Below are 26,213 nucleotides of genomic sequence, written 5' to 3'. Positions count from 1 at the left end.
GTGGCATGTGCCATGCGCACGCCACGCTGCAAACGACTGATTATAGGACGGCTACCGCATGTGCCGGCGAGCGCGGTAACCGCGGCCCTCAACCCGCGGATTGAGGTGCGGGCGGCGAGGCAGCCTCCGGGGGCTCGGTCCAGCCGCCGCCAAGCACCTTGTACAGTTGCACCTCGTTGGCGCGCTGCGCCATGCGGGTCTGCGTCAGCGCCTGTTCGGTAGCGAACAGCGAGCGCTGCGCGTCCAGCAGGTCGAGGTAGCTGGCCACGCCATTGCGGTAGCGCAGATCGGCCAGCCGGAAACTGTCGCGTTCGGCAGTGGCTTGCGTTTCGAGCGCCGCCAGCTGATCGCTCAGCGTGGCGCGGCCGGCGAGGGCGTCGGCCACTTCGCGGAACGCAGACTGAATGGCTTTCTCGTACTGCGCCACCGCTATCTCGCGGGAGGCCTTGGCAACATCCAGGTTGGCCTGGTTGCGGCCCATGTCGAAGATCGGCAGCGTAATGCTGGGTGCGAGCGACCAGGCGGCCACGCCCCCCGAGCCGACCAACCCGTCAAGCGTGGTGCTGGCACGGCCGGCGCTGGCCGTGAGCGAGAAGCGCGGGAAGAAGTTGGCCCGCGCCGCGCCGATGTTGGCGTTGGCGGCGATCAACTGCTGCTCGGCGGCTCGGATGTCGGGCCTGCGCAGCAGCAGATCCGATGGCAGGCCGGCCGGCACTTCGGCAAAGGTCGAGAGCTGGCCTGTAGGGGCAACAGGGGGCGTGGGCCGGGTCGAATCGTTCGTGGGGGGCGCCACGGTCACAGGTGGCACCGGCGGGATCAGCCGCTCGGGCACCTCTTGTCCCACCAGCAGGTTGAGCAGGTTGATGTCCTGTGCCCGCAAGCGCCGCTGCTGCGCTTGGGCGGACTGCGCCGACGCGGCCAGCGATTCGGCTTGCCGCATGTCGAGCGCGGACGACGCCCCATTCTCGAAACGCAGCTTGGTCAGTTGCAGCGACTGCTGCCGCGTGGCGAGCGTGCGTTCCGCCAGAGCCAGCAGTTCGGTATCGGCCTGCAGAGACAGCCAGGCGCTGCTGATGCTGCTGATCAGGCTGATCTGGGCCGTTTTGCGGGCATCCTCGGTGGCCAGGTATTGCGCCAGCGCCGCGTCCTTGAGCGCGGCCACGCGGCCGAAGAAGTCGATCTCCCAGGACGTCACACCCACGCCCAGCGTGTAGACCGAGCTGACGCTGGGGCCGTCGTCGCCGCCGGCCGTGTTGGGGGCCGAGCGTGTACCGTTGAGGCTCGCGCCTACGGTGGGGAACTGATCGGCACGTGTGATCCGGTACTGGGCACGGGCTTGCTCGATACTTTGCACCGCCACCCGGAGGTCGCGGTTGTTGACGAGTGCCAGCTCGATCACCTCGCGCAGGCGTACGTCGTGCACGAACTGCTGCCAGGGAAGGTCGGCGGCCGCTGTGCCGCCTGTGGCCTGCGCGCCAGCCGAATCAGGCCATTGCGCTGCCACGGGCGCGGCGGGCCGCTCGTAGGTGGGCACGAAAGAGCAGCCGGCGAGCAAGCCGATGACGGCGATTGCCGCCAGCGGCCGGAGCCCTCCCCAGGTGCGGGGCACGCCAGGTGCGGGGCGCTGGACCACGAAGTTCTGAGTGTGGTGCTTATTCATGTGCATCCTTTTTGGCGCCGTTGGCCGAAGGCGTGTCGGCGCCCTCATGCATGGAGCGGCGCTCTTCTTCTGAGAGACCTTCTTCGGCTGCATTGACGTAGGCATGCGCCGCTTCCGCGGTAATGCCGGCCTGCGCCGCGTGTTCGGCAAAGCGCTCGCGCTCACGCGCGCTGCTCTTGAAGACGCGTCGCACCACCACGAAGAACATGGGAACGAAGAACACGGCCAGGAAGGTGCCGACGACCATGCCGCCGATCACGCCCGTACCGATGGCACGTTGGCTGGCTGAGCTGGCGCCCGTGGCAGTAGCCAGCGGCACCACGCCCAGAATGAAGGCCAGCGAGGTCATCACGATCGGGCGGAACCGCAGGTGCGCGGCTGCCAGCGCGGATTCGATCGCGCTCATGCCTTGCGCCTGCAGATCCTTGGCGAACTCGATGATCAGAATGGCGTTCTTCGCCGACAGACCGATGATGGTGATCAGGCCCACCTGGAAGTAGACGTCGTTGGCCATGCCCCGTCCTGTGATGGCCAGCAGCACGCCGAGCACGCCCAGCGGCACCACCAGAATCACTGCCAGCGGAATCGACCAGCTTTCGTACAGGGCCGCCAGGGCCAGCAGCACCGCCAAAATGGCGAAGCCGTACAGGATCATGGCCTGGTTGCCGGCCAGTTTCTCTTCACGCGATTGGCCGGTCCACTCGTAGGCGAAACCGGACGGCAGCTTGGCGGCCAACTGCTCCATTTCCTTCATGGCATCGCCCGTGCTGTAGCCGGGAGCGGCACCGCCGGCGATACGCATGGCCGGATAGCCGTTGTAGCGGATCGTCTGCATGGGACCGGTCACCCAGCGTGTGGTGGCGAAGCTCGAAAGCGGCACTGCCTGGCCTTGGCTGTTCACCACCGTCATCCGGAGAATATCCTCGGGCTGCATGCGGGCCTGCGCATCGGCTTGCACCACCACGCGCTGCATGCGGCCGGCGTTGGGGAAGTCGTTGACGTAAGACGAACCCAGCGCCGAGGAAATGGTGCTGTTGATGGATGTAAAGCTCACGCCCTGCGCCGCCGCCTTGTCGCGGTCGATATCCACCTGCAGTTGAGGCGCATCTTCCAGGCCGTCGGGCCGTACGCCCGCCAGTATCTTGCTCTGCATGGCCATGCCCAGCATCTGGTTGCGCGCGGCGACCAGTGCTTCGTGGCCGTGGCCACCGCGGTCCTGCAGGCGGAACGTGAAGCCGGAGCTGACACCCAGTTCAGGGATTGGCGGCGGGCTGAGCGCGAAGATGAAGGCGTCGCGGATGCCGGAGAGTGCGCCCATCGCACGGCCGGCGATGGCTTCAGCGCCATGCTCGGCACCCGTTCGTTCATCCCAGGGCTTGAGCGTGACGAAAGACAGCGCCGCGTTCTGGCCTTGGCCGGAGAACGAGAAGCCCATCACTGCCACCATGCTCTCGATTTCGGGCTGCTTGAGCATGTAGTCTTCCACTTGCTCGACGACTTTCTGCGTACGCTCCATCGTGGCGCCCGGCGGCAACTGGATGTTGACCAGCAGGTTGCCCTGGTCTTCCTGCGGCAGGAAGGAGGTGGGCAAGCGCATGTAGAGAAAACCTACCGCGACGCCCAAGGCCACATAGACCACCATCAGCCGGCCCGCACGGCGCAGCAGCTTGGCGACAAAACCCTCATAGCCTTTTGCCGTGCGGTTGAAGCGCCGGTTGAACCAGCCGAAGAAGCCTTTCTTTTCGTGATGGTCCTTGTCCACCGGCTTGAGCAAGGTGGCGCACAAGGCCGGTGTCAGTGACAGCGCCAGGAAGGCCGAGAAGAAGATCGACACCGCCATGACGGCCGAGAACTGCCGGTAGATGTTGCCCACCGAGCCGGCGAAGAACGCCAGCGGCACGAACACCGCGATCAGCACCACGGTCACGCCGATGATGGCCCCCGAGATCTGGCTCATGGCCTTGCGGGTGGCTTGCAGAGGCGGCAAGCCTTCCTCGCCCATGATGCGTTCGACGTTCTCCACCACCACGATGGCGTCATCCACCACGATACCGATCACCAGCACCATGCCGAACATGGTCAGCACGTTGATCGACATGCCGAATGCCAAAAGCGCGGCGAAAGTGCCTAGCAGCGCCACGGGCACCACAATGGTCGGAATCACCGTATAGCGCCAGTTCTGAAGGAACAGGAACATCACCAGGAACACCAGCACGATGGCTTCAGCCAGCGTCTTGACCACTTCCTTGATGGAGATCTTGACGAAGTTGGAGCTGTCGTATGGGATGGTCCATTCCATGCCGGACGGGAAGTACGGCGCCAGTTCCGCCATGCGCTTCTTGACAGCTTCCGCAGCGGCCATGGCATTGCCGGTGGACGTCAGCTGAACACCCAGGCCGGCGGCGGGCTTGCCGTTCAAGCGGGCGGAGGTCGCGTAGCTCTGGGAGCCCAGTTCGATCCGCGCCACGTCTTTCAGGCGCACGGAGCTACCGTCCGAGAGGGCGCGCAGCACGATGTTGCCGAATTGTTCCGTGGTGCTGATCTGGCCTGGCACGACCACCGTCGCGGCCACCGCCTGGCCAGCGGCCAGGGGCAAGTCACCGATCGAGCCGGCCGAAACCTGTGCGTTCTGCGCCTGGATGGCACTGGCCACTTCGGCGTTGGAGATGTTGTAGCTTTGCAGCTTGGCCGGATCGATCCAGATGCGCATGGCGCGCTCGGCGCCGAACAGCTGCACCTGGCCGATACCCGGCAGGCGCTGCAGCTCGGGCAAGATATTGCGCGAGGCGTAGTCGGAAACTGACGTGATGTCGAGATCCGGGCTGTTGGATGACAGCATCGCGAACAGCAGGAAGTTCGAGTTGGACTTCTCTACCCGCACACCCTGCTGCACCACCGTGGATGGCAAGCGCGGCGTGGCGCGGGAAAGACGGTTCTGAACGTCCACCTGCGCCAGGTCCGGGTTGGTGCCCGGCTCGAAGGACAGCGTGATGGAGCCCGAACCCTCGGCCTGTGCCACCGATTCCATGTAGGCCAGTCCTGGCGAGCCGTTCATCTCTCGCTCGATCACCGACAGCACGGCGTCTTCAAGCGTTTGGGCCGAGGCGCCGGGATAAACAGCATTAATCTGGATGGTCGGCGGCGCCACCGGCGGATATTGCGCGATGGGCAACTGGGTGATCGAGGTCAACCCGAGCACCATGATGAAAAGTGCGATCACCCAGGCAAAGATAGGGCGATCAATGAAGAATTTGGCCATGCCTTGAACTCCCGCTGCTTACCGGGATGCCGCCGATGCCGGCGCTTGCGCCGTGGGCGCGCCCGATGCCGCGTTTTGAGGTGCCGAGGCCGCCTGAGGCGCGGCCGCAGCTGGTTTATCACCCTGCCAAGGCACGGCTTTCACCGCTTTCACGCCAGGCATCAGTTTCATCACGCCGTCGACGATCACCTGCTCGCCCGGCTTGAGCCCATCGAGGATCACCCACGACTTGCCCTGCGCTTCACCGATCTTGACCGGGCGAGGCGCGAAAGAGCCATCCGGTGCCACGACCAGCACGCTGTCGCCTTGGCTGCCGCGCGTGACGGCTTGCTGTGGCAGCAGGATGGCGTTGGTCACCTGTGCCTGCTCGATGCGGGCACGCACATACATGCCGGGCAGCAGCAGGCCGCCCGCGTTGGGCACCTCGGCGCGCAGGCTGACCTGGCCGGTGGCCGGATCGACCGACAGATCCGAGAACAGCAGCTTGCCGGGGCTGCCATAGACGCTGCCGTCTTCCAGGATCACTTGCACCTTGGCGGCTTCACCGCCGCCAGCGCGCGACAGTTGGCCGCTTTCAAGCGCCTTGCGCAGGCGCATGACATCGTTGGCCGATTGCGTGACGTTGATATAGAGAGGATTGATCTGCTGGATCACGGCCAGTTGCGTGGCCTCGCCTTGCCCCACCAGCGCGCCTTCGGTCACCAGCGCGCGCCCGATACGGCCGCTGATCGGCGCCGTGACCGTGGCGTAGCCCAGGTTGATGCGTGCCGTTTCCACGGCGGCGCGGCCAGCCTGCACATCGGCTTCAGCCTGTGCACGGGCTGCCACTGCATTGGCGTAGTCCTGCTTGCTTACCGCGTTGGCTTCCACCAGCGGCTTGTAGCGATCGGCCAGCGCGGCGGCCTGGGCAAGGTTGGCCTGGGCGCGTGCTACGGTGGCCTGCGCGCTTTGAAGAGAAGCCTTGTAGGGGGCGGGATCAATGTCAAAGAGGGCTTGGCCGGCCTTGACGTCGCTGCCTTCCTTGAAAAGCCGTTTCTGCAGAATGCCTGCGGCTCGTGCGCGCACCTGCGCCACGCGGGAAGCTTCCAGCCGTCCGGGCAGTTCGGTAACCAGGGCCACGTCGCCTGGTTGTACGGTTACCACGCCGACCTGCGGGGGCGGCATGCCACCGCCATGGGCGCCGCCGGGGGGCGCATCACCTTCCTTCTTGCCGCAAGCGGCGAGCGACAAGGCCAGTACTACCGCCGCGCCCACGGGCAGCAGGCGGTGCGGCAACGAGAGGCGAGCGGCACGAGTGTCTGACATGATGATTTCTTGAGCTTTTTCTTTGAGAAAGGAGCACCATACCAGCGTGACGTACGCGGTAGGCGGGCAAGCGGAAAAACATGTATGTGCGGGTGCTACGTGAATCTAGCAGCAACCCGCCTATTAACCGAGTGAAACCGTTCGGAATTATACATACATCCAAGAATGTATATATTAAAATAACGTGAATTCACGCGCATACATTTCTTTTCCCACATATCTCCATTGATGTCATGGCTCGCCGCACCAAGGAAGACGCCCAGGCCACACGAACGGCATTGCTCGATGCTGCCGAGCGCGTATTTCAGCTGCGTGGCGTCTCGCGCACTTCGCTGAGCGACATCGCCCAGGCCGCGGGCGTCACCAGGGGGGCGCTGTACTGGCATTTCAAGGACAAGGCCGCCTTGTTCAATGCCATGATGGAGCGCGTCACGTTGCCGCTCGAAGGCGGGTTGTGCCTCTCAGGGGCGGCTGCGGCTGCGGCCGATCCGGTGGCAGAAATGCGCCAGGGGCTGGTCCATGCATTGCGGCAGATCGCACGCGACGAGCAAACCCGCCGCGTGCTGGAAATTGCCACCATGATGGTCGAGCACATCGAGGAGCTGAGCGCTGTGCGCGAGCGCCATCTGCAGGCGCAGCGCGAACATGTGGAGCGTCTGCGCACCACGCTCGAAGAGGCCAGCCGTCAGCGGGGGTGCGCTTCCAGGTGCCCGTGCAGCAGTTGGCGCAGGGCTTGCATGCCATGATGCACGGGCTGATTTTCAGCTGGCTGCTGGAGCCCGATTTCGATCTGGAGACCACCGGATTGAACATTCTTGATACGTTTTTACACGGTATTGGCCTGCCGCCGTTGGGAACGGCTCACAATCAGGGATAATAGAGGGCTTGTCTCACACGCGGCTGTAGCTCAGTGGATAGAGTATCGGCCTCCGAAGCCGAGGGTCGTGGGTTCGATCCCCGCCAGCCGCGCCATATGACTATCTCAGATAGTCTCAGAACCTCTCAAAACCCGCATGTTTCCTAGCATTGTGGGTTTTTTGTTGTCTCGGATGGTGTCAGGTGGTCTGTGGACATACCAACATTTTGTTGGTACCTTTGTTGGTATTCGATCTGTCAACGCAGGCAGATACCAACAAAAAGGATGACCATGGCGCTGACGGACACGTTTGTGAAGCAAGTCAAACACTCAGGTAAGTCGGCCGGCGACAAGCACAGCGACGGCGGTGGGTTGTTTTTGCACGTCATGGCTGCAGGCAAATACTGGCGTATGGCCTACCGCTACGGCGGCAAGCAAAAGACGCTTGCACTGGGTGTTTATCCAGCCGTTAGTCTTGCTCAGGCTCGGCGACGCCGTGAAGAAGCGCGGCAACGCCTCGCAGAAGACACAGACCCGGCCGTAGTCAAGCAGGCCCAAAAGTTGGCTAAAGCCGTGGCTGGTGAAAATACTTTCGAGGCCGTGGCCCGTGAATACCACACCATCAAGAAAAGCGGCTGGAGCGAGAAGTACGCTGCCAAGTGGATCAGAGGCCTTGAAAAGGACATATTTCCGTTCGTGGGCCGTCTCCAGCTCATGGACATCACGCCGCCCATGATGTTGAGCGCGCTGCGCAAGGTAGAGAAGCGCGGCAACCGGGATGCAGCCCATACCTTGAGCCAGAATTCCGGACAAGTGTTCCGCTACGGCATCCAGACTGGACGCTGTGAGCGCAACCCCATGTTCGACCTGCAAGGCGCATTGGAGCCTGTGGTGGTCAAGCACATGTCTGCTGTGCTGGAACCGGTGAAGGTGGGCGAGTTGCTGCGGGCCTTTGATAGCTATAGCGGCCAACCCATCACCAAGGCTGCATTGCAGCTGTCTGCGTTGCTGTTCCAGCGTCCGGCCAATATCCGCAAGATGGAATGGAGCTGGATCGACTTTGACGACGCCATGCTGACTATCCCATCAGCGTCGATGAAACGCACGGTGGAGCAGAAGCTGAACGGCCGACCGCACCTTGTGCCGCTGGCTCCTCAGGCCGTGGAAATCCTTAGGGAGATACAGCCGCTCACAGGCTACAGGACGCACGTATTCCCGTCCAATAGGGGTGAGGGTAGGCCAATGTCCGATATGACGCTATCGGCGGCTTTGCGTCGCCTGGGCTACTCCGGCGACGAAATGACGCCGCACGGCTTCCGCGCCATGGCCCGCACGCTGATCATCGAACGCTTGCCCGGCATCCATGCCGACGTGATCGAAGGTCAGCTAGCACACGGTAAATCTGGCCCGCTGGGTGCGGCTTACGATCGCGCAGAGTTCATGGAGCAGCGCCGCAAGATGATGAACGAATGGGCGGATTATTTGGACAAGCTCAAGGCAGTGGCTGATGTGATCCAACTCAGGGCGGCATGATGATGGTAGGCGACACAGAGACACGGTTCAAGCAGCATTTGGCGCACTTGCTCCATCTATTGAAGCCAGAAACGGCCATAGAGGCATGGCGACTGGCTTTTGCACTGGCTGGCCAAGTTCCGCCGAATCCGAAGCTGGACCCGCCAATTGTCATTCCCTTCAGCGAACGTCCACCGGTGGTGGTGGCGGCTCTGCGCTGGATCTCGGATCGCGCGGCAGCGGTACCCGTGTCCGTGCACGATGAGAGCATGCGCAGGAGATGCGATATTAGCTACTACGTGAGCGGTGAACTGGCGGCCGCGATGCTTGATGAGGCGAGCCAGCACCTTAATCCATGGCGGGCGATGCCCCACATTTGGGTACTGGACGCCGCCGCGCTCATGGTGGGGGATGAACCTCCGCCGGGAATCAGCCACGTCGAACAGCTCACTCAAGAGCAGCAGGCGGCAGCTGCTCTGATCGCGTCAGAGACAGATTGCGCAGTGCCGGCGAAATGGGCGGACCCAGTTCACGACGGCAGCGACTGGATCACAGCGGCGAAGTTCACGAGCCTGATGGAGCGATTCGGGCCGGTAGCCGAGCCTGATGTCCCCGCGAAATCGAAGGGGCGTCAGTCCGTCCATGATTTGCGATCGTCCGTCATCCTGCAGGCCATTAAAGAGCTGGGCCACGAACCTGACTCCTTGCCTCCAAACGAGGAAGGCAGAAGAGAAGGCGTGAGATCGGTCGTGAAGAAGCGCGCGTTTCAGATCAACAAAACGGCATTTGGCCCAGGCAATCTCGACAAGGGATTCAATCACAGCTGGGAAAAAATGCTCAGGGACAATGACCTAAGGTATCGGGTGGACTGACGACCGGCCCTGGCAACCGGCCCAAAAATAGGGCCGACTGGCTGGTTGCGGCGGGGCTGGTTCATGCGCGAAATTCGCAGAATGAACTCACGGAAGACTACCCGAGCCCAAAAGGCAGAGCCCCCTACGGCCACGTTTGCCCAATCCGTCCGCGCCAAACAAGCGTCCAAGCTCTTGGGCGTCGGCCTCTCCACATTCTGGCGCTGGGCGAAAGAGCGCCCTGATTTCCCGAAGCCGCGCCATTTGTCGCCGCGCTGCACGATCTTCGATGTCGATGAACTGCTGGCCTGGCGCGACGCGCAGCAGGTAATCGCATAGCACGAAAAAGCCCGGCAACCTTAGATAAGGTGGTCGGGCCGGAGGCGTTGCTAGCGCTATAAAGACATGAGCATTATGTGCTCGCTGCGCAAATTCGGCAACGCTGTCGTTCGATTTTTATCAAATTACGATGGCAAATTTCAACCTTCTGAAAACCGGGCTCGTTGAATGGTGGGTGGACCTCCTGGGTATCGCTGCTGGCGAAAATCATGGCCTGAAAGTCAGCTTTATAACCAATGGCGATGATGAGCAGATCGAAATTCTCGGCCCGTTGCCGCCAGAACTGCGCCGCGGATTGCTGCGAGTGGCGCCCCTCGGTCAGTCCGTGTGTCGCGGTCAACTGCCGGGGCACTTGTTTGACATCTCATGGTGCCTGAACGCAACCGGCAACGGTACGCGCTTTGGTATTTGGAATTTGGATGAACTCGTGGGCCTACTGGATGCACGCCGCCTTATTCTCGCTGGAAAAGGTCTCACCCTCGCCTACACTGAGGGCAGAAAAAAACTGCTGCGCCCAGGCGCCCGTATGCCACTGGCCGACCATGCCCGCGTTGGATTGGCGTTGAAAACTGTATATGACGAAACTTTCGACGGCATCTACGGACACGCAGGCATCGCGCGACGGTTGCGTCAGGTCAAAAGCGCCCTGAACACTTGGATGCTGCTTGAGTACTGGCCTGAGCTCACTGACAATCAATTTGAGAACACGTATTTCGGCGATGTGGCCCAGAGTGGATTGCAATACAGATCGTGCGCCGAAAAGTATCAAGCTCATATCTTGCTGCTGAAGCAGGCGAAAATCATCCTCGCATACCGCTATCCAAATTGCGCTCCATTGTTAGAAGTTTTGCGCAAGTTGGACTACGTAATGGATATGCTGAGTGACCGCTAACCACCTCACCATGGATGCTTCAGAACTGATGTCGCTTTATGGTGCTCAGGGCTTGGCTGATTCTCCTAGCCGGCAGGTCGTCGTCTTCGGGGATCGTGTCGCAGCCGCAGCCGCTGAGAAAGTTATCGATGCTATGGGATACCGCCTGGTAGTGGTCGCGCCGCCAGGAGATCCTGGTACCTATGACTTGACGACCTGGTCGATTCTCGCCGGCCGTAAGATTGCTGTCCTGGCGCCCCCAGGTTGGGTGGAGGTGATCGCCGGACGCATCGTTGATGTCGCATCGAGCCTGAAGATCGTGCCAGTGGACGACGCGGAATGGCGCAACGGTGTCGATGTTGTTGACGGCGTGGATCCGGTTGAGCTCATCCGGTCGCGCGGTGAATGGCTGAAGCCCAAGCCGGCTGCGAAAAGCGACATGGCGCAGGAACCCAAGACCGGCACCGCCAACAATGGTGATGCTGAACTGGAGCAGCCTGCTTCGGCCACGGTAACGCCCAGCGCGCCCCTGGTTCCTGCAACCATGCCGCCATTGACGGACGAGCCCGAAGTCAACGAGCCGACGCTTGTTGATGTTGCACCCGCGCCTCTATCAGCGCTCGCCGTGCGGACGGACGCACCGACTGCGCCGATGCCGCGCACCGCCGGGATGAACGCCGAAGATTACGTCGCGCTTATGGAGCCTGTTGCGCGCTTGTTGCTCGGCAATCTGAACGAGAGCATGAGCAAGCCAGGCAAAGAACTGCGCTTCGGTTCGCACGGCAGCATGTCGGTCGACTTAGAAAAGGGCGTATGGAGCGACCACGAACTCGGCAATGGCGGTGGCGTGTTGGCGCTGATCGTCCACTGCGGCAAGGCCCATGATCTCGCCGAGGCTGCCTGCTGGATTGAGGCGCAAGGGCTCCGGCACAGCGGTTCTGCAACCACATTAGCGCGCTCAGCGGAGCCAGCGAAGCCGAAGGGAAAAGCATCGTTCAAGATCGTCGCACAGTATCCCTACTTTGATGCTGACGGCGTGGAGCAGTATGAGGTCTGCCGCCTGGACCCAAAGGGCTTCCGCCAGCGCCGGCCAGATCCCAGCGCGCGTGGCGGCTGGAGTTGGGACGTGAAGGGCATCACCCAGGTGCCGTACCGCCTGCCATCACTGCTGGCCGCTTCACTTGACACAATGGTATTCATCCCCGAGGGCGAGAAGGACGCCAACACGCTGGCCGCGCATCAACTCGTGGCGACCTGCAACGCGGGCGGCGCAGGCAAGTGGGCCGATTCGCTGACGCAGCACCTCATCGGTCGCCGCGTAATCCTCCTGCCGGACAACGACGACGCCGGGCGCAATCACGTGCGCCTCGTGGCATCGAAGCTGCTCAGCGTGGCCTTTGAGGTGCGTATTCTGGATCTGGCAGAACACTGGCCGGAAATGCCCCACAAAGGCGACGTGTCGGATTGGTTCGCAGCTGGCGGCACTGCTGAGGAATTGCAGCGGCTGGCGATGGACGCGCGGATGGTTGACGCGGCTGCGGCTGCGAAGGAGCAGGCGGCAGCCGAAGACGTCGGCGCGCATAAAGCCCAGTTCAGCAAGGCCGCGCCCGTATGGGGCGAACCCGTCGACCTCTTCAACGTGACGCCGGTGTCGCAGATCCCCCTCGATGTGTTGCCGGAACCCATCGCCCGCTTCGCTGCCGACCAAGCGGAGCTTATGGGGTGCGATCACTCAGTCGTGGCAATGGCGGCTTTGGCTGCTGCCGCCTCCTGTATCCATGACGGCATCCAGATTCAGCCGAAGCGGCACGACCCGTATTGGACAGAAAGCGCGAGGTTGTGGGTCGCCGTCATCGGCTCACCTTCGACCAAGAAGAGCCCTGCCATCTCGAAGGCCGTGCACCCCGTCAAAGCCATCGACCGGGCTCGCCGCGAGAACAGCGAATCCGAACGCGCGAAGTGGGCTGCGCAACATGCCGAGAGGAAGGATGAAAAGAAGAAGGACCGCGACGCGCCGGAGCCCAAGGCGCCGCCGACCCTGCGTGCCCTCGTGGAGGACATCACTATTGAGGCGCTTGGTGAAGTTCTCAAGGACAACCCGCAAGGAGTCTTGGTGGTGCGCGATGAAATCACCGGCTGGCTCGGCAGTATGGATGCCTATCGTGGGGGTGCCAAGGGCAGCGGAGGCAAGGACCGGGCGGACTGGCTTGAGCTCTACAACGGCGGCCCAAGGCCAATCGACCGCATAACACGTGGCAACGTCTTCGTTCCGAACTGGAGCGCCTGCTTGGTCGGCGGTATTCAGCCAGACATGATGCGACGCGTTGCCGCGAACATGGGCAACGATGGCCTGTTGCAGCGCTTCATCCCTGTGGTGGCGCGCTCGATGGGAAATACTGGCGTTGACCGGCCTCCCGATATGCAGGCGGTCGAACGGTTCAGGGAGCTGTTTAAACAGTTGGTGGCCATTCAGCCGAGCCAGCATAGCGTGAAACTATCGGAACAAGCCCATCAAGCCCGTGAACGCATCGACGCGTACGCGGCAAGGATGGCGCAGGCGATCGCCCACAACGGCATGGAAGCCTGGCTGGGTAAATGGAGCGGTCTCTTCGCGCGACTGTTGCTCACATTTCATGTCATCGAATGCGCTGAAGAACACGTTTACCCAACGGATCGCATGGTAAGCGGTAAGACGGCTGAGAAGGTCGAGCGCCTGATGTGCGGCACGTTGCTGCGGCATGCAGTAGCGTTCTACGGCGAAATCATCGACCAGCACGATCGTCAGGAAAGTGCTCGTGAACTGGCTCGCCTGATTCTCGCTCGCGGCTGGACCATCGTGCGCAAGCGCGACCTGCAGCGCAATTGGAAAGCTGCAGCCAAGATGGAGGCGTGGCAGCTCCACGATGTCATCAACAGGCTGTGCGACATGGCTTGGCTTGATCCAGATCGCGAGGATGGCCCGGGGCCCGATGGCAAGCCAAGGACGTGGTTCGTCAATCCTGCCGTTCATAAGGCATTCGCAGTTCATGCGGAGCAGGAGCGCACCCGTCGCGCCGAGGTGGTAGAAACGCTGCGCGAACTCAAGGCCGCGTATGCCGACGATAAGCAGGCGTCTGGGATGGGCGCGTCAAGGCCATGATCGACATCGCGCAAATCTATCGTGGCGCAGTTCATGCAGGCCCGCTGATACTGATCATGCGCGAAAAGGGTGAGCTCCTGCTGTCCATGCCGTTCCAGAAAGGTAACCGTGCCTGGGTCGAGAGGGCTGACAAAGCTAACTGGCTCTCGCCCTGAGACAAGGAAGGGCAGCCTTTGCTCACCCCACGGTTATGGCTCGAGGCTCTGACGACGCGCTACATCGGACGTTTCGGCTGCGCCTGGCTCATCCAAGAGGCTGGTGCGCTAACCCCATGCAACGAAAGCTGCATGCACGCGCTGGGGCTAGACTGCGTGTGCGGTTGCCAGCGCGAGCCAGCTGTTCGTCTTGAGGAATCTGCTCTTGGCCGGGTTCTCGCAGGCCGAGCAGTTCTGGTCGGCGGTCGAGCTTGCCGTGGCCAAGCTGAAGTTCGAGCCGGCGCAGGACGCTGAGCTCGGTGAACTCGCGCAAGCCGCAGGAGATGAGGAGCTTGCGTTCGAACCGTGGCGGGCCGCTGCCACTACGGGGCTCCTGGTCGCGTCACGCAAGGACGGTGCGCCAATCTACAAAGCGGTCTGGCGGTGGGCCGAGGGCAACTCGCCCGCGTTTTCTGCGGTCGTGGATGCCCTGCCAACTGAGCGCGCCTTTGAGCAGCGCCTCGCTGCTGCTGTGCCCAAGAAGCTCCAGGTCTCTGAGTCGATGTTCATCACATGGCTCGAAACGATGCTGCGGGGCATGAGTGTGCTTTCCACCACTTCCTCGGAGCGGCTGGGGACGCTTGTTGCGTCCCAGCGCTGGGACCGTGCTGCGAATACTCTCGCCGACTTTTATTCGACGCGTCGGCGCGCTGACCTTTTGCCGGCGCTCCGTGCGTGTTCGGGGTTGCTGGGCATGTTTACCCGCTGGCGGCTGGGCGTGTTTGCTCCGACGGTCACTGAGAAATGGGCCGCTCTGGAAGATGCAGCATGCGATCTTTACCCCTCCGGCCCTGATGACGAGCAGCTTTGGTCACGGGCAGGAGGAAAAACGTCAGACCTTCCCGGAGGATTTCAGAGCGGCGCCGCCCGTTGGCATGCGGCGCTGAGTTCAGTTCGATTCGGCGGTCGACCTAAAGCTCGAGAGCTTCTTTTCCACATGCTGAAGGACTTCCCCGACAATGAGCAGTTGCGGCTTTACGCCAGTGACACCGACATCGTGGGCTATCGCTGACCCGCGCATCACAACCCATTTCAGTCATGACTTCGCCTGGCTACCACCAAGGACATGCGCTGCTGGTCGGCGTATCTAAGTACCAACACATCTCATCTCTGCCGAGCGCGATCCTGAACGACGTGATGGACATCGCCGCGACGCTGTCGTCGGCTGACTACTGCGGCTATGCGCAGGACAACGTCGTGTCGCTGCTCAATGCCGATGCCACGCGACAAACGGTGTTGGATGGTCTGGGCGCTCTGGCCGCCCGCGCTGGCGAAGATGACACCGTCTGCGTGTACTTCTCTGGTCACGGTGCAGTTCTGTCGAGCGCCGGTGGGGATGACAGTGCGCTGCTCACCGTGGACAGTGACCTTGCCGACCTCGCAGGTACCGCCATCAGTTCCGCCGATCTGGCTGCCGCACTTGGCCAAATCAACGCAAAGCGCGTCCTTGTTTTCATCGACTCCTGCCACGCTGGCGGTGCCGCCCTTTCCAAGGGCCTGACGGACGGCCAAGGCCACGAGTTCAAGTCTGGCTACAGCCCAAGCGCTTTCGCCAAGCTCGCGGTCGGCACAGGGCGCGCCTTGATGGCATCGTGCCGCGCCGATGAGGAGTCCGGCGTCTTCACGGGAGCAAGGAACAGCATATTCACCACCGCGTTGCTTGCAGGGCTAAAGGGCGCTGCGGACAAAGACAACAGCGGGGTCATCAAGGTCTTCGACCTGTTCGAGTACGTGGCAGAAGAGGTTCCTAAGGCTGTCTCGGACGACCAGCATCCCGTCTTCAAGGCTGACAACCTTGAGCAGAACTTCCCGATCGCGTTGAGTCGCGGCGGGAGGAAATCACCCGCCAGCGCTTCCGCGCCGTCAATGCATGTCGATGCTGACCGTTGGAGCCAGCTGGAGCAGTGCCTCATTGAACTCTTCCCAACCGGGCCGCGTGAACAAGAGTTGTGGACGCGAGCCGGTGGTGACCTTTCGAAGCTTCAGCTCTATGGGACGGGTCAAGCCATGTGGCATTCGGCGCTGCGGACCCTCAAGCAAGGCGGAGGCGGCAAGAACATCAGCTTTGGTTCTCTCGTTGCGGCGGCGAAGGAAGATTTCCCGAATCACCGGCCGCTGGCATCGCTGTAGGACCATCGTTGAGCACAGCCGACGAGGGGCTGACATTAGCAGAACTCTATTTCCGCTCAAGGTGACATGAGTCTGCCGCGACACGAAGAAGCTGCCATTCAGACGTGTTCGCGGCCAGCGACGCTCAACGGCTGGTGTTGGTGGATGCAGCCGCCCAAGTACGGACACGCGAACGACTCGCTATCAGCCTGAAGTGGTCGGTCAGCAACACAAGGCTGCTGGCAGGTTCAAGCCGTAACGAGCCCCTAGCCGCTGCTGATGCATTGAGTCGACCATCCGCTCATTCAGCAAGGTGAGCATCAATAGAAAAGCCAGCATCGCCGGCATATTCGAATACACCTTCTTCGTCGGGCCCACGCATCAGGAATCCATCGTTCCATTTGTCACGAAGGTAAACGTCGACGCCAGCAAAGACCTGGTTCCGGTTGCAGCTATCGTCCGGTTTCAGAACTATCTGCTGGTGAAGGCCGATTCGCCCTTCAATTCCATAGGGGAGTTTGTCGCCTATGCGTGCCAGCATCCAAAACGCTTGACCTATGGTTCGTCCGGCACCGCGACGGGCCCTCACATGGCCGGTGAAATGCTGATGCAGCGCACAGGCATCGAGCTGATTCATGTCCCTTACAAGGGGGCGGCCCCTGCACTGCAAGCTGCTCTTAGCGGCGAGGTGGATGCGATCTTTGATCCCGGGGTGGGGTTCGGCCATGTTTCATCGGGGCGTCTGAAGATGATCTCGGTGGCAAGCGGGCAGCGCTCCGCGTTATTTCCAGCGGTACCTACCACGGTGGAGGCCGGGCTTGCCGATGTGCGGATGGACATGCTGACCGGCATCTGGGCTCCTCGCAAGACGCCAGCCGACGTCATTCAGAGAATGGCAAATGCCATTGAGAAGGTCACAGCCACGTCGGACTTCCAGAGCAAGATGGGCTCGATGGGGGCTCAGGCGCTCTACATGAACCCGGTCAGCTTCTCAAAATTCATTGACGATGAGACGCGTGTACTTTCGCGTCTTATCAAGGAGCGGAACATTACTGTCGATTGATATGAAAATTCCGATGGCTATCAAGCGGGTGGTGGACTTCAACATGACGTTGCCAAGCCGAGCCAGTCCGGCGTGGCCACAGAGAATGTCAAGATGAGCATGAAGTCCATCGGCGCTGCCACGACCTGATCAATTCTCAACCATCATTTCGGTCAGAGGTTTCAAGCATGAGGTTCGATCTACCACTCTCGGGCGTCAAGGTGCTCGATTTGTCTCGCGTTTTGGCTGGGCCAATGAGCACTATGGTCCTTGCAGATCTGGGTGCCGATGTCATCAAAGTGGAGCATCCCGATCGCGGCGATGACACGCGCGACTGGGGAATGCAAGTGGCCCCGGGCTATACCACATACTTTTCGAGCTTCAATCGCAACAAGCGCTCGACAGCCGTGGACATCTCCACTCCGCAAGGTGCGGAAACAATCCGCAAGCTTGCTGCAACTTGCGATGTCATCGTCGAGAATTTCAAAGCGGGTGGCATGGAGCGATTCGGCCTTGGCTATGAGGTGCTCCAAAAAGTTAACCCGAGGCTTGTGTATTGTGCGATTTCCGGTTACGACCGGGCGGGGCCTGAAGCTTCTCGGCCCGGCTACGATCTGGTTGTTCAAGGCGAGAGCGGTCTCATGGGAATCAATGGAGAAGCAAATTCGCCGCCGCTGAAGTTCGGAGTTGCAGCGGTTGATCTGTTCACAGGCATGTACGCTGCGCAGGCGATCCTGGCATCGCTTTACAAGACCAAGAGTACGGGAAAGGGCTGCCGCATCGATCTGGCTCTTTACGACTGCGGTGTCATGATCAGTTCATACTATGGGCTGGAAGCTCTGCTGCTCGGACACAACCCCCCGCGCTACGGGAACCAACATCCGTCCATTGTTCCGTATGGCGTATTCGAGGCACAGGACGGGCCTCTGGTTATCGCGGTGGGAAACAACGCACAGTACCGGAAGCTCTGCAACGAGGTTCTGCACCGACCCGATCTCGCAACCGACGAGCGTTTCGAAACCAACTTGAAAAGATCCAAGAGCCGCGTCGAGCTATCTGCCACATTGCACGAGGAGTTGCTCAAGCATCGAAAGCAAGATTTGCTCGACAAACTGGCCGCTGTCGGCATTCCGAGCGGCCAAGTCTTTGGGCTACATGAGGCACTGACGGATCCCAGGACCCGTAAGGCCGGGCTACTGCACAGCTTGTCGCTTCCCGATGATGGCGAAGTGACGGTACTTTCGTCGCCTTGGCGCTTCAATGGCGAACGTCTTCCGGTGCGCAGACCACCAATGCTGGGTGAGCATTCGCAGCAGGTTGCCATGGAACTGAGAGACGGTGGCCCGTAAGGGCAGACACATCGACGAGCTCATCGGCTTTCCCACGGACATAATTTGATGAGGCGGACTAGGTTCGCGCTGAAGTCGCCGTCCTCTATCGCTGTGAGTACATCGTTCTGCTCGTCGACGGTGCAGGCTGGCGCGGTAGTGATGTACCGCACTCGCCTGCCAACATCCACTACGCTCTACTTTCCCTTGAACTCAGGCAGCCGATGTTCGAGGAACGCGGCCATACCTTCCTTATGGTCGGAGGTGTGCATGCAATTCGCTTGGTTCATCGATTCGATACCCATCGCTTCCATGAGCCCGAGGTGCTCTGCGGCCTGGAGATTCCGCTTGATGCACCCAAACGCCACCGTAGGCCCGTTCGCGAGACGTCTGGCAAATCGGTCGGTTTCGGCATCGAGTGAATCTTCCTCCACCAGCGAGGTGATCAACCCGGCTGCCAAGGCCGTTCGAGCATCAAGTATGTCTCCGAGCATCAAGAGTTCACGAGCCTTGGCGGACCCGACCAGTTTTGACAGTAGCCATGCTATGCCATTGTCTCCGCTGAGGCCTATGCGGGTGAACGCCGTGCCGAATCGCGCAGTTCGGGAGGCGATCCTGAAGTCGCAGGCGAGGGCCATGCTGAATCCCGCACCGACAGCGGCACCGCGGATTCTCGCGATCACCGGCTTAGGAAAAGTCTGCAGTCGTCGGAACGCCAGTTGACGCTGAGTTAGGCTCTCGGCAAGTTCGGTCGGCGGCATATCGCTGCGATTTCTCATGCTGCTGACATCGCCGCCACCACAGAACGCGTCGCCAGCGCCGGTCAGGATGAGCACACGGGTGAGTGGGTCAAGCGCGTGGCGGTTTAATGTCTCGGCTAGTGCCGCCAGCATATCCAAGGATATCGCATTGCGCTTGGCCGGACGATTGAACGTCAGGGTGACGATGCCCTCCTGGGAGGTTTCGAGCAGATCGACCGTCGCCATGGTTACTCCATCTGGATGCCAGCGCGCGTCCGGATTGCGGAATAGCGCAAGATGTCGCGCCTCAGGCGTTCGGCAAAGTCTTGCGGCGAGTCGGGTGCAGGGGTAGAGCCGATGCCGAGCAGCAGCTTGCGGAAGCCCTCATCCCTGGCGGCGATGGCCACCGCTGCTGATAACGCGTCGCGGACTTCCGTTGGTAGTCCGGCTGGCCCGACCAAGCCCTGCCAACCCTTGGAGACAATGTCGAAGCCTAGTTCTTTGAACGTTGGGATCTCTGGTGCGTTCGGGAAGCGCTCAGTCGCGGCGCACGCGAGGATCCTGATTCTCCCCGCGAAGGCAGGTTGGATCAGAGCGGGATCGACCATGAATTGGATCCGGCCGCCGAGCAAATCGCTGATGGCCTGAGAGGTCCCCTGATAAGGGATGTGCGTCGCTTGGATGCCGAGGCCTTGGCGTACCAACTCACCGCTCATGTGGCCAAACGATCCAATGCCTGGCGAGCCGAAAGTTAAAGGGTTTGATTGCGATTTTGCCCACTCGACAAATTGAGAGACGCTGGTTGCTGGAGTCGATTGGTTGATGCCGAGGAAGTTGGCTGTCTCCAGTGCATTCGAGATAAAGGTGAAATCCTTCATGGGGTCGAACGGATTGGTCTTGCGCAACAGCGGTGCAATGGCGAGCGAGCCGTTGTTGCCGAGCAGCAACGTGTAACCGTCAGGCTTTGCTCGCGCAACCAGACTGGTGCCGATGGCGCCAGCAGCCCCGGGCCGGTTCTCAACAATGAAGCTCTGTTTGAAGTGCTGGCTCAACTGCGTCGCGAGCCCACGGGCGAGTACATCGGAAACCCCGCCTGGGCCGTACGGCACGACGATGGTGACCGGTCGGTTTGGGTAGCTTTCCGCCAAGACCGATCGAGCGCCGATCACACCTAGACCGAGCAAGCCGGCATTGAGTTGACGTCTTGAGAGCAACATGGCTTTTCCTAACTGAGAGTGAAGTAAGGAACCCGGGCGCCGTTCGGTGCTTCCCGGAAGTAAACATGCACAGGGCTGCCTATCCGCACCGCGTCTAAATCGCATTCCGCGATGTTCGTCAGCATGAGAGGGCCCTCAGCCAGTTCGACGTAGGCGATGCAATAGGGTATTGGACCTGCGCGTCGGGTGATGCTGAATGTATAGACGGTGCCTATGCCGCTGGCTTCCTCCAACTTCGTATCACCGAGACAAAAAGGGCACTGAGGTCGGGGATACCAAAAGAGCTTGTGGCATGACAGGCAGCGCGGAATCATCAGGCGTTCGGTCGGGTTGATTTTGACTGCGTCGTTGGTACTGGACATATTCAGACCCTTCCTAGAATCAAGGTAGCGGAACCATGGCGAATGCCAATGTTCCCGCCTGTGCCGTTGGCGAGGGCGAAGGTAAGGTTAGGTACTTGAACGGCAGGATGCGCTTGCCCTCGGAGTTGGCGTACGGCCTCGATGACTTTTGTGATGCCGCCGCGATTGGCAGGGTGGTTGTTGCATAGTCCGCCGCCATCGGTGTTGACCGTTAGCCGGCCGTTGCCTGCCACCAGTCCGGCGTTCATCACGAGGCGGCCTGCTTCCCCTCGCCCGCAGAAGCCGAGGTCTTCAAGTTGCAACATGACTGTGATCGTGAAGCTGTCATAGATGGAGGCGTAGCGGATGTCTGATGGCGAAAGGCCAGCTTCTGCGAACGCTGCGGGACCGGAGATGGAGCTCGCGGTTCGCGTGATATCAAATCGACCGCCGTCCTGCCCACGAACAGCCTCGCCGGCACCGAGTAGATTGATCTGAGGCTGCTTCAAGGCTTTGGCGATTTCTGGGCGCGCCAGTACGAGTGCGCCGCCCCCGTCAGTGACCACGCAGCAATCCATACGGTGCAAGGGGTCGGATACCATCGGCGATGTAAGGACATCCTCGACAGTCAGTACCTTGCGCATTGCGGCGTTTGGATTGTGTTGCGCATGCATCGAAGCCGCGACTTTGACCCAGGCAAGCTGCTCACTCGTGGCTCCATATTGATGCATGTAGCGCATCGCGGCCATGCCGTAGCCGTTGAGCGTGACTAAGCCGTAAGGAACTTCATAGGGTTCCTCGGGTGTATTCGGTCCAAAGTTTCGCGGGACCGCGCCGCTGGAACCCTCCGACTTAGGGCGGCCGGCCAGTGTGATCAGAGCGATATCGCACTTGCCTGCCGCGATAGCCTGGGCTGCGTGCGAAACGTGGATCAGGTACGCTGAGCCGCCAGTGTCCGTCGAGTCGACATGGCGCGGTTTGACGCCGAGGTAGTCGACCATGGATAGTGCACCGATCCCGGGTGCATCGCCCGCGCAGAAATAGCCGTCAACATCCGAAAGGGACAGGCCTGCATCTTCCAGCGCGCCTTTGGCACTTTCAGCATGAAGCTGTGCGACCGTCTTGTCGGGCGCGTGCCGTGTCGGATGTTCGAATGCACCAACAATCGACGCCTTGTTCTTAATGCTCATTCAGTAGGTCCCCTTTGTGGTGGGTACGATCAGTGCATCTACCGCGAAACCGCCCTGGTCCTTCGGCAGTAGGACGAACGGGTTGATATCGATTTCAGCAATATCCGCATAAGTGGATGCGTAGAAATCCGACAAATTCGCAAGCGTGTCCGCCAGGGTGCCGATATCCGATGGCGGCGCGCCGCGTACGCCGTCGAGCAGTGGGCGCATCTTCAGTTCATCCAGCATTTCCAGCGCCTCGTCCCTGGAGAAGGGCGCCATGCGGAAGGCCACGTCTTTCAGTAACTCGGCATGGATGCCACCGATACCAACCATGACCATTGGGCCAAATGTTGGGTCACATAGAGCGCCGCAGATGATCTCGATACCGCGACACATCGGCGCTACCAGGTAGCCTTGGATGACTGCATCTGGCCGAAGGGATTTCACACGGGCGCCAATGGCGCGCGCCGCGTCGGCCGCCTCGTGTGGAGTCTTCAGGTTAACAGCGACGCCACCGACCTCGGTTTTGTGGGGAATGTCGGTCGACAGAATCTTGACCACCACTGATCCGGCCATGTCGCGAGCCGCGACTTCCACGCTCGCGGCATCCGGTACGACCTGCTCAGGTAGACAAGGAATGCCGTGGCTCGACAGCAGCTGCTTAGCAGCAAACTCATCCTTAGGCAATTCGCCCGCCGGTCGTGCTGGCGGTAGCCCTTGCCATGAGAGTTCGCGCGCAAAGCTACGACCGAAGAACGCAAGCCCTGCGATAGCTGCGATGCCACGATCAATGTCCTCAAAGACGACGAATCCTAGCTCTCGGTACTGCTTCATCATTTCATCGGGACCGGCGATAGCAAGGCCGATCGTCCTCTCCGGGTAGCGCTTTCGCACGCTTTGCATAGTCTCGAGAACCGGGTCCCGGAGGTTGCTCGAAGCAACACCAGTTCCTGCAAACATGACGACTGCATCGTAGCGCCCTATATCCAGGGCGATTTCGAACATACGCCCTATGTAGGAGGTGTCGTTGAGCACCGCTGCCGTCATGTCTATTGGATTCAACGGTCCGGCGAAAGGCACCAGGCGCAAGACCTCGTCTTGTCCGACCTGTGCTAGGGGGGCGACGTCCAGGCCATGCAGTTCCGCCGCATCGGCCAACTGAATACCGATACCACCCGACATCGAGAGGATGCCCAGGCGCTTTCCGGCGGGAAAGCGTTGTTGGAGGCAGGCTTGGGCTACGTCCACCATGTACTCAGTGGTAGGTGCGCGCAGAACCCCCATCTGACTGAGTACTGCGTCATAGATCGCGTCTGCGCCTGCTAGCGCTCCAGTGTGCGAGGCAGCCGCGCGCGAGCCCGATTCGGAACGGCCGACCTTGATCATGATGACCGGCTTACGCTGACGATGCGCCTCCTGCAGCGCTTTCAGGAAGCCGGGCGCATCGCGCACAGTTTCTGCGTAAAGCAGGATGACTTTGACCTCCGGCGACCGGACCACCCATGCCAGGGCGTCCGAGATGCTGATGTCGCATTCGTTGCCGGTGGTGATCCAGTGGGCGATGCCGATGTCTCGCTTGCAAAGCAGGTAGGCAAGGTGGCCACCGTACGCACCGCTTTGGCTGACCACGCCAATAGGGCCAGGCTTCGGAATCCCGACTTGGTCGAACGTCTGCGAGAACGTGGCGTAGAAACCATCGACGGCATTGAAAATCCCGAGGCAGTTGGGACCGATGATGCGAATCCCGGTTCGATGCACGAGTTCGCTCAGGGCGTCCTGCATCTCCTTACCTTCCTCACCAGTCTCTGCAAAGCCAGCAGAAAAGATGATCAAGCCGCCGCATCCCTTATTGGCGCAGGCTTGGGCAGCCGCAACCACGCCGCTGGCGGGAATTGCCAAGATGACTACATCTACTGCGTCCGGTACCGCGTCGATGCTTGGGTAGCTCCTCAGTCCTTGGACGATCGATCGGTTCGGATTGACTGGGTACACACGGCCTTGGAAACCGGATTCGCGTAGATAGCGAAGCGGACGTCCACCGATGCGCGAGGAATCTTCGGACGCACCGATAATCGCGACCGATTGAGGGCGCATCAGTCGGTCGAGGTCGTCGCGCCGAAGCGGCAATTGAATATCGTTTTTCATCACTTTGAGCTTTTGGAAGGATGTCCTTTAGATGGGAGCGATTTCGAATCGCCCATTGGCAAGCACTGTGACACCCCGCTCGGGGACCGTCACCTGTAGCTGCACGACATCAGCTGCTTCCCGCCACATGCGAACCTGGAGCACCTCGCCAGGAAAGGTCGGTGCGCTGAATCGAGCGCTCATTCTCTTAACCCGGTGGGCATCATGGCCACAGAAAGTGGTCAGCACAGTGCGTGTCGCCATTCCAAAGACACACAGTCCATGCAAGATGGGGCGGTCGTACCCTGCGCCCTTAGCGTAGGCTGGGTCAACGTGCAACGGGTTGTAGTCGCCGAGTAGTCGGTAGATCAGTGCCGACTGTGGCAGCGTTGGCATATCAACCACAAAATCAGGGGTACGCTCTGGTACGCCCGGCAGCGGCTCAATGCGATCGGTTTGCGGTCGGTTGCCGTAGCACCCTCCCTCAGCCCTGCAAAAAGCGATATGACGGATTCGTGCAACTGCACTGCCATCGGAGCCAATCAGGTCGCGCTGAATCTCAAGGATGGCACCCTTGCCTGGCCCTTTGTCCACAATCGCCGTGACGCGTGCATGGGCCGTGAGTGACCCAGAGGCGGGGAGTGGGCGGAGAATCGTGATATCTTGTTCGCCGTGAACGACCTTGGAGATGTCGATGCCTGTGCGCGGGTTGCCGTACCAACCGCCGGGCGAACACAAAATCGAGGCCATTGACGGAACGGCTTTCAGATTTTTTTCGAAAACAAAGGCGAGGTCAGCCTGATTGCTCGGATTTTCGCCAAACCCGACCGCGAGGGCGTAGAGCATGGTGTCACGCTCAGAGTAGGTTTGAGTCAGGGAGCCGAAATTCCAACGACGGACGGTGTCTATGTCGAGCATGGTTAGAACTCGCAGTCGCCGCGAAGCATCTGGGTTGCAATCGCGCGGCGTTGGATTTCGGACGTGCCATCGGGAATGCGAAGCAGCCGCGCGTATCGGAGTCCAGCCTCCAGGCGTAGCTCGTTGGTCAGCCCCATACCGCCGTGGACCTGCATGCAGCGATCCATCACTCGCATTAGCATCTCGGTGGCGAAGGCCTTGACAATCGAGGTTTCCTTGATGGCGGTCTGGCCTTCATCAATCCGCCACGCCAGGTTCAGCGCCATGCATTTTGCGGCGTAGATATCGATAGCAGAATCAGCAAGAAGGAATTGGACAGCTTGATGTTCGGCAATTGGCTTGCCGAAGGTCTTGCGGACCTTGGCGTACTCGGTAGCCTGACGTAGCGCCCACCTAGCGAGCCCGATGCAACTCCCCGCCATACTAAGTCGGCCGGTGTTTACACCTTGCAACGCGACCGCGAGACCCTCATCAACTTCGCCGAGACGCATGTCGTCATCGACGTGGACGTTGTCCAGCGAAATGATCCCGGTTTCGCCGCCTTGGTGGCCCATGACAGGAATAATGCTGGGCACTGAGAAGCCCGGCGAATTGGTCGGCACGAAGAAGCCAGTTACACCACCTTTGCGTGCTTTGAACGCATCGTCATTGGTGATCGCGAACACCATCGCATAGTCGGCGTAAGGTGAGTTGGTGATCCATTGCTTGGTCCCGTTGATGACCCAGCCAGCGCCTTGGCGGACGGCTCGCGTTTTCATTGAATGGATGTCCGAACCCGCATCCGGCTCGGAAAGCGCGAAGCAGAGAATGCTTGAGCCGTTACGGATGCCCTCCTCGTATCGCCTAAAAGTGGCTGTTGGCAGGTGCGTGAGTACTGGAGATAACCCGTTGGTGAAAGGCGAGGGTAGTACGACCGTCTGGATTAGCGAGCGGTCCGGGCCGCAATGCTCATTGAGAAGATCTTGAAGGTACACGGCGGCAACCGCGCCGAGCCCATCACCGCCGATACGCTCATCGCCGAACAGGTTGTAGAAGCCGAGTTCGGCCGAGCGCATGCGCACCTGCTTTCGAAGGGCGAGCACTTCGGGGACATAGCGCCCACTCTCATCGAATAGCCTGCGCTCGCTGCTCAGTAGATGTGCGTGGTCGCGCTCGAGCGGGACTATCTCGCGATCGATAAACTTGAGGAGAGCGTCGCCTACTGCGGCGACTTCTTCTGGGATAGTGAAGTCCATG

Annotated in this window: 21 protein-coding genes and 1 tRNA gene; 12 read left to right on the top strand and 10 right to left on the bottom strand. The window is 60.7% G+C overall.

Translation table 11 applies throughout. The annotated features are described in order from the left end of the window. Window positions 1-88 precede the first annotated feature (88 nt). From WJU18_RS28715 to WJU18_RS28705, 3 genes are read right to left on the bottom strand one after another with little or no spacing between them, the layout of a single operon-like run. Complete coding sequence (locus WJU18_RS28715; protein WP_423457624.1) at window positions 89-1,660, bottom strand: efflux transporter outer membrane subunit; 1,572 nt, start codon at window positions 1,658-1,660, stop codon at window positions 89-91. Next, a complete protein-coding gene (locus WJU18_RS28710) occupies window positions 1,653-4,919 on the bottom strand; it encodes an efflux RND transporter permease subunit (RefSeq protein ID WP_423457622.1) in 3,267 nt (1,088 codons plus the stop codon). Before WJU18_RS28710 ends, WJU18_RS28715 begins: the two co-directional genes overlap by 8 nt. A gap of 18 nt (window positions 4,920-4,937) precedes the next feature. Further along, window positions 4,938-6,224, bottom strand: coding sequence for an efflux RND transporter periplasmic adaptor subunit (locus WJU18_RS28705; protein ID WP_423457620.1), 1,287 nt, complete (start codon window positions 6,222-6,224; stop codon window positions 4,938-4,940). A 233-nt stretch (window positions 6,225-6,457) separates the two neighbouring features. Between WJU18_RS28705 and WJU18_RS28700 the strand changes: the two genes are divergently transcribed. From WJU18_RS28700 to WJU18_RS28645, 12 genes are all read left to right on the top strand, one after another. Next, entirely contained in the window at window positions 6,458-6,970 is a 513-nt protein-coding gene (locus WJU18_RS28700) for a TetR family transcriptional regulator (protein WP_423457618.1), read from the top strand. 150 nt (window positions 6,971-7,120) lie between these two features. Beyond that, window positions 7,121-7,196, top strand: a tRNA-Arg gene (locus WJU18_RS28695). Window positions 7,197-7,371: 175 nt separating this feature from the next. Beyond that, window positions 7,372-8,613 carry a tyrosine-type recombinase/integrase gene (locus tag WJU18_RS28690; protein ID WP_423457616.1) on the top strand — a complete coding sequence of 414 codons (1,242 nt, stop codon included), beginning with the start codon at window positions 7,372-7,374 and terminating at the stop codon, window positions 8,611-8,613. Beyond that, the gene (locus WJU18_RS28685) at window positions 8,610-9,464 is read left to right on the top strand and encodes a hypothetical protein (RefSeq protein ID WP_423457614.1); all 855 of its coding nucleotides are present in this window, start codon (window positions 8,610-8,612) and stop codon (window positions 9,462-9,464) included. Before WJU18_RS28690 ends, WJU18_RS28685 begins: the two co-directional genes overlap by 4 nt. A gap of 81 nt (window positions 9,465-9,545) precedes the next feature. Then, a complete protein-coding gene (locus WJU18_RS28680; protein WP_423457612.1) occupies window positions 9,546-9,782 on the top strand; it encodes a helix-turn-helix transcriptional regulator in 237 nt (78 codons plus the stop codon). Between the two features lie 130 nt (window positions 9,783-9,912). Then, window positions 9,913-10,674, top strand: coding sequence for a DUF5623 domain-containing protein (locus WJU18_RS28675; RefSeq protein ID WP_423457610.1), 762 nt, complete (start codon window positions 9,913-9,915; stop codon window positions 10,672-10,674). After that, window positions 10,664-13,792: a DUF3987 domain-containing protein gene (locus tag WJU18_RS28670; RefSeq protein WP_423457608.1), complete on the top strand. Its 3,129-nt coding sequence runs from the start codon at window positions 10,664-10,666 to the stop codon at window positions 13,790-13,792. Before WJU18_RS28675 ends, WJU18_RS28670 begins: the two co-directional genes overlap by 11 nt. Then, the gene (locus tag WJU18_RS28665) at window positions 13,789-13,947 is read left to right on the top strand and encodes a hypothetical protein (protein ID WP_423457606.1); all 159 of its coding nucleotides are present in this window, start codon (window positions 13,789-13,791) and stop codon (window positions 13,945-13,947) included. Before WJU18_RS28670 ends, WJU18_RS28665 begins: the two co-directional genes overlap by 4 nt. Window positions 13,948-14,152: 205 nt before the next feature. Next, window positions 14,153-14,998, top strand: coding sequence for an effector-associated domain EAD1-containing protein (locus WJU18_RS28660; protein ID WP_423457604.1), 846 nt, complete (start codon window positions 14,153-14,155; stop codon window positions 14,996-14,998). Between the two features lie 26 nt (window positions 14,999-15,024). Beyond that, a complete protein-coding gene (locus tag WJU18_RS28655) occupies window positions 15,025-16,116 on the top strand; it encodes a caspase family protein (protein WP_423457602.1) in 1,092 nt (363 codons plus the stop codon). 292 nt (window positions 16,117-16,408) lie between these two features. Further along, entirely contained in the window at window positions 16,409-17,158 is a 750-nt protein-coding gene (locus WJU18_RS28650) for a tripartite tricarboxylate transporter substrate binding protein (RefSeq protein WP_423457600.1), read from the top strand. Window positions 17,159-17,325: 167 nt separating this feature from the next. Continuing rightward, window positions 17,326-18,486 (top strand): CaiB/BaiF CoA transferase family protein, encoded by a 1,161-nt coding sequence (locus WJU18_RS28645; protein WP_423457598.1) that lies wholly within the window; start codon window positions 17,326-17,328, stop codon window positions 18,484-18,486. A gap of 176 nt (window positions 18,487-18,662) precedes the next feature. Here WJU18_RS28645 and WJU18_RS28640 read toward each other — a convergent pair whose 3' ends face one another. From WJU18_RS28640 to WJU18_RS28610, 7 genes are read right to left on the bottom strand one after another with little or no spacing between them, the layout of a single operon-like run. Next, window positions 18,663-19,451: an enoyl-CoA hydratase gene (locus tag WJU18_RS28640; protein WP_423457596.1), complete on the bottom strand. Its 789-nt coding sequence runs from the start codon at window positions 19,449-19,451 to the stop codon at window positions 18,663-18,665. Between the two features lie 2 nt (window positions 19,452-19,453). Further along, window positions 19,454-20,422 carry a Bug family tripartite tricarboxylate transporter substrate binding protein gene (locus WJU18_RS28635; protein WP_423457594.1) on the bottom strand — a complete coding sequence of 323 codons (969 nt, stop codon included), beginning with the start codon at window positions 20,420-20,422 and terminating at the stop codon, window positions 19,454-19,456. 8 nt (window positions 20,423-20,430) lie between these two features. Continuing rightward, window positions 20,431-20,736, bottom strand: a complete 306-nt coding sequence (locus WJU18_RS28630; protein WP_423461120.1) for a Zn-ribbon domain-containing OB-fold protein — start codon at window positions 20,734-20,736, stop codon at window positions 20,431-20,433. Between the two features lie 50 nt (window positions 20,737-20,786). Continuing rightward, a complete protein-coding gene (locus tag WJU18_RS28625) occupies window positions 20,787-21,953 on the bottom strand; it encodes a thiolase domain-containing protein (RefSeq protein WP_423457592.1) in 1,167 nt (388 codons plus the stop codon). Continuing rightward, window positions 21,954-24,080 carry an acetate--CoA ligase family protein gene (locus tag WJU18_RS28620; RefSeq protein ID WP_423457590.1) on the bottom strand — a complete coding sequence of 709 codons (2,127 nt, stop codon included), beginning with the start codon at window positions 24,078-24,080 and terminating at the stop codon, window positions 21,954-21,956. A gap of 27 nt (window positions 24,081-24,107) precedes the next feature. Further along, window positions 24,108-24,977: a MaoC/PaaZ C-terminal domain-containing protein gene (locus WJU18_RS28615; RefSeq protein WP_423457589.1), complete on the bottom strand. Its 870-nt coding sequence runs from the start codon at window positions 24,975-24,977 to the stop codon at window positions 24,108-24,110. 2 nt (window positions 24,978-24,979) lie between these two features. Beyond that, window positions 24,980-26,212 (bottom strand): acyl-CoA dehydrogenase family protein, encoded by a 1,233-nt coding sequence (locus WJU18_RS28610; protein WP_423457587.1) that lies wholly within the window; start codon window positions 26,210-26,212, stop codon window positions 24,980-24,982. Window position 26,213: the final 1 nt, after the last annotated feature.

It is taken from the genome of Ottowia sp. VDI28 (genome assembly GCF_049532675.1).
GTDB lineage: Bacteria > Pseudomonadota > Gammaproteobacteria > Burkholderiales > Burkholderiaceae_C > Ottowia.
This window is presented reverse-complemented; position numbering and strand designations above follow the sequence as displayed.

Excerpts from the sequence above, each read along its gene's own strand:
- WJU18_RS28675 (WP_423457610.1), top strand. The coding sequence starts at position 9,913 with ATGGCAAATTTCAACCTTCTGAAAACCGGGCTCGTTGAATGGTGGGTG.
- WJU18_RS28620 (WP_423457590.1), bottom strand. The coding sequence starts at position 24,080 with ATGAAAAACGATATTCAATTGCCGCTTCGGCGCGACGACCTCGACCGA.
- WJU18_RS28655 (WP_423457602.1), top strand. The coding sequence starts at position 15,025 with ATGACTTCGCCTGGCTACCACCAAGGACATGCGCTGCTGGTCGGCGTA.
- WJU18_RS28640 (WP_423457596.1), bottom strand. The coding sequence starts at position 19,451 with ATGGCGACGGTCGATCTGCTCGAAACCTCCCAGGAGGGCATCGTCACC.
- WJU18_RS28610 (WP_423457587.1), bottom strand. The coding sequence starts at position 26,212 with ATGGACTTCACTATCCCAGAAGAAGTCGCCGCAGTAGGCGACGCTCTC.
- WJU18_RS28685 (WP_423457614.1), top strand. The coding sequence starts at position 8,610 with ATGATGATGGTAGGCGACACAGAGACACGGTTCAAGCAGCATTTGGCG.
- WJU18_RS28680 (WP_423457612.1), top strand. The coding sequence starts at position 9,546 with ATGAACTCACGGAAGACTACCCGAGCCCAAAAGGCAGAGCCCCCTACG.
- WJU18_RS28705 (WP_423457620.1), bottom strand. The coding sequence starts at position 6,224 with ATGTCAGACACTCGTGCCGCTCGCCTCTCGTTGCCGCACCGCCTGCTG.
- WJU18_RS28625 (WP_423457592.1), bottom strand. The coding sequence starts at position 21,953 with ATGAGCATTAAGAACAAGGCGTCGATTGTTGGTGCATTCGAACATCCG.
- WJU18_RS28630 (WP_423461120.1), bottom strand. The coding sequence starts at position 20,736 with ATGATTCCGCGCTGCCTGTCATGCCACAAGCTCTTTTGGTATCCCCGA.
- WJU18_RS28645 (WP_423457598.1), top strand. The coding sequence starts at position 17,326 with ATGAGGTTCGATCTACCACTCTCGGGCGTCAAGGTGCTCGATTTGTCT.
- WJU18_RS28700 (WP_423457618.1), top strand. The coding sequence starts at position 6,458 with ATGGCTCGCCGCACCAAGGAAGACGCCCAGGCCACACGAACGGCATTG.
- WJU18_RS28710 (WP_423457622.1), bottom strand. The coding sequence starts at position 4,919 with ATGGCCAAATTCTTCATTGATCGCCCTATCTTTGCCTGGGTGATCGCA.
- WJU18_RS28665 (WP_423457606.1), top strand. The coding sequence starts at position 13,789 with ATGATCGACATCGCGCAAATCTATCGTGGCGCAGTTCATGCAGGCCCG.
- WJU18_RS28615 (WP_423457589.1), bottom strand. The coding sequence starts at position 24,977 with ATGCTCGACATAGACACCGTCCGTCGTTGGAATTTCGGCTCCCTGACT.
- WJU18_RS28690 (WP_423457616.1), top strand. The coding sequence starts at position 7,372 with ATGGCGCTGACGGACACGTTTGTGAAGCAAGTCAAACACTCAGGTAAG.
- WJU18_RS28635 (WP_423457594.1), bottom strand. The coding sequence starts at position 20,422 with ATGTTGCTCTCAAGACGTCAACTCAATGCCGGCTTGCTCGGTCTAGGT.
- WJU18_RS28715 (WP_423457624.1), bottom strand. The coding sequence starts at position 1,660 with ATGAATAAGCACCACACTCAGAACTTCGTGGTCCAGCGCCCCGCACCT.